We start from the raw sequence: 2,728 nt of genomic DNA on the forward strand, positions 1-2,728 counted from the left end.
CAGGCGAGTACTTCGATGTCCCCAACAGGAACTCCTAATCCTATGGATCTACACGATCCAATGATCAGGGTGTCCACGATCAAGGGGAAACGCCCGTCACCGCCGGGCCCACTGCCAAGGGCACCAAGTACACCCGCACCTACGGCCAGGTGAAGGGCCCGCTCGAGATCGGCTTCTACCGCAACAAGAAGCTCGTCGGACCGCGCATGACCCAGACAGTGATGATCCGAGGCGCCCTCCGGTGTGTCCAGCAGGGCGTAGTCGATGATCGTGTTGCGCAGCGGCGCCGATACCCACAGCTGGTCAATCCGGTCACCCATCGCGGTCTTGCGCAGCAGCTTCTTTTCGCTGCGCTCCTCGTACAGCTTGGCCGCCGCATCGACGAAGCCCGTGTGCTCGAGCATCTCCGTCACCCGCCGGTCGGGCACCAGCTGCCCGTCGACCTCGGACGGCAGCCTGGTGCGGGCAAGACTTGTTGTACGACAGCATCGCCTCGTAGTCGGGGGAGGGCTCGCAGGGTCGGCGGGCGGGTAGTTCATGTCGCTGGCCACGATGCCGTAGGGCCCGTACCGCAGCGCCCGGGTTGCGATCAGCCTCGCCTCGTCACGCGCCTTGTCGGCGACGAACAAGCAACGGAGAGGCCGATGTATCGGGCGTTCTCAGGGCTCACTTGGGAGCGGATCCACGGCCTCGATGTGGGCAGTGAGCGACTCGCTCCAGCGGGGGCGCATCGTGGCGCGTGTCGGTGGTGCACCGTTGGGGCCTGATCAGTTGTGCGCTCAGTCATTTGGCTGACTTCTTGACAAGGTGATTGCCAAATATGTCAGCCGTATGGGCTACTGGGGGCCTGAACCGGTGGGCCGCCCATCCCTCTCCGGGGAGCACGGCAACTGGCCTGCTTGCTGATGGTCTTCGTATGCGGGAATCTGGTCGGCGTTCGCGCGCGGCGTCCGTGTGGCTCGGCCCCTCCCGTGGTCACGGACGTGTTCACCGAATCCAGCACTCGACGCACGACGTTCCCGCCGTAGCCGAGCGATCCCGCAGCCTCGTCCGCCGCTGCACCGTTCTGACTGGTCCGAGCCCCACCCGCTGGGCCTGGGCCTCCCCGAGCCATCGGGGCTCCAGTCTGGTCGCACGGTCGATCGCGGCCGACGGGCCGCAGGGTGGCTCTGCGATTCGTCCCAAGGAGCACTCCCATGCCCGTTTCACCGAACCAGGGTTCCACCGGCGGCGGCGACGCAGTGGCTCTCACCGGCAGCCACTTCACCGGCACCACCGCCGTGCGCTACGGCGCCCGCAAGGCTGCGAGCTTCACGGTCGTCAGTGACACCACCACCGCCACCGTCACCCCCTCCGGCAACGGCGCCGCCCCGGTCTCCGTGACCACCCCCGGAGGGACGGGAGTGGTCGGTACCTTCTACTACCTGCCGCCGCCCACCTTCCGCATCACCTCGCCTCCCGCCGGCTCCCTGGTAGGCGGCAACACCGTAATCCTCACCGGCCTCAACCTCTACACCACGAGCGAAGTCCGATTCGGTACGCAGGCCGCCGCATTCACCGTCGACTCCGACAGCCAGCTCACGGTGGCTGTCCCCGCGGCGGCTTCCGCAGGCCCGGTGACGATCACCGTGCGTACCAGAGGCGGGATCGCTGACACCGTCACCTACACGTACCTCGACCCGCCGTCCCTCACCGTCGTCACCCTCGACTCCGGGCCGGTCGGGGGCGGCAACCTCGTCGTCATCACCGGAACCGGGTTCTCCTACACGACCGGCGTCACCTTCGACGGCACACCCGTCACCTCCTTCCGGATCGCCTCGGACACCGAGATCGACGCCCTGGTACCGGCCGGCGCCCTCGGCCCGGCCGACGTCTCCATCACCACCCTCGGCGGCACCACAACCGCCACGAACGCCTACACGTATCTGGGAAGCTTCGCGGTACTCGGCGGAGCGTCAGTCACCAACACCGGCGCCACCAGTGTCACCGGCGACCTGGGAGTGAGCCCCGGAGTATCCGTCACCGGGTTCCCGCCCGGCCAGATCACCGGAACCATCCACATCACCGACGCGGCAGCCACCGCGGCCCACGCCGATCTGGTCGCCACCTACAACAATGCCGCCGCCCAGATCCCCGACGCCAGCATCTCCGGAGACATCGGCGGCCTCACACTGACCCCCGGCGTCTACAACGCCGCCTCCTCAATCGGACTCACCGGAACGCTCACACTGGACGCACAGGGCGACCGCAACGCCCGCTGGATCTTCCAGATCGGATCAACCCTGACGACGGCCACCGCCAGTGGCGTGCTCCTCGTCAACGGAGCCATGGCCCGCAACATTATCTGGCAGATCGGCAGTTCAGGCACCCTGGGTACTGACAGCATCCTGGCCGGCAGGTTCCTGGCCGCGATCTCGATCACGGTGACCACCGGCGTCACGGTCAACGGCCAGACCCTGGCCCGCGACGGATCGGTCACCCTGGACACCAACACGATCACCCGCCCCTGGTAGCGCGATCACACACCGCGGGTGCTCTGCCCATCCGCAGTAGATCGAAAGCGAGATGCCTCTCCGGTCGGTTCAGCCGGACAGGAACGAATCGTCGGCGACGCGCGCGCCCGGCAGCCGCGGTCGGGTCTGTCAAACGAGCGGTGTAACTCAGGTTGTTGGAGTTACTGGCGTGCTGCGGAGAGCCGGCCGTCGAAGGTGATGTCGAAGGCGTTGAG

General features: G+C 67.0%; 2 protein-coding genes. One reads left to right on the forward strand and one right to left on the reverse strand.

Annotated elements, in window-relative coordinates; translation table 11 throughout:
- Nucleotides 1-629: hypothetical protein (locus ACFVX4_RS41885; protein WP_389988716.1), on the reverse strand; the 629-nt coding region annotated here is incomplete at its 3' end.
- Nucleotides 630-1,196: 567 nt separating this feature from the next.
- Between ACFVX4_RS41885 and ACFVX4_RS41890 the strand changes: the two genes are divergently transcribed.
- Nucleotides 1,197-2,513: an ice-binding family protein gene (locus tag ACFVX4_RS41890; RefSeq protein ID WP_389988719.1), complete on the forward strand. Its 1,317-nt coding sequence runs from the start codon at nt 1,197-1,199 to the stop codon at nt 2,511-2,513.
- Nucleotides 2,514-2,728 lie beyond the last annotated feature (215 nt).

Origin of the sequence: Streptomyces sp. NPDC058240 (genome assembly GCF_042882135.1) — a bacterium.
Lineage (GTDB): Bacteria > Actinomycetota > Actinomycetes > Streptomycetales > Streptomycetaceae > Streptomyces.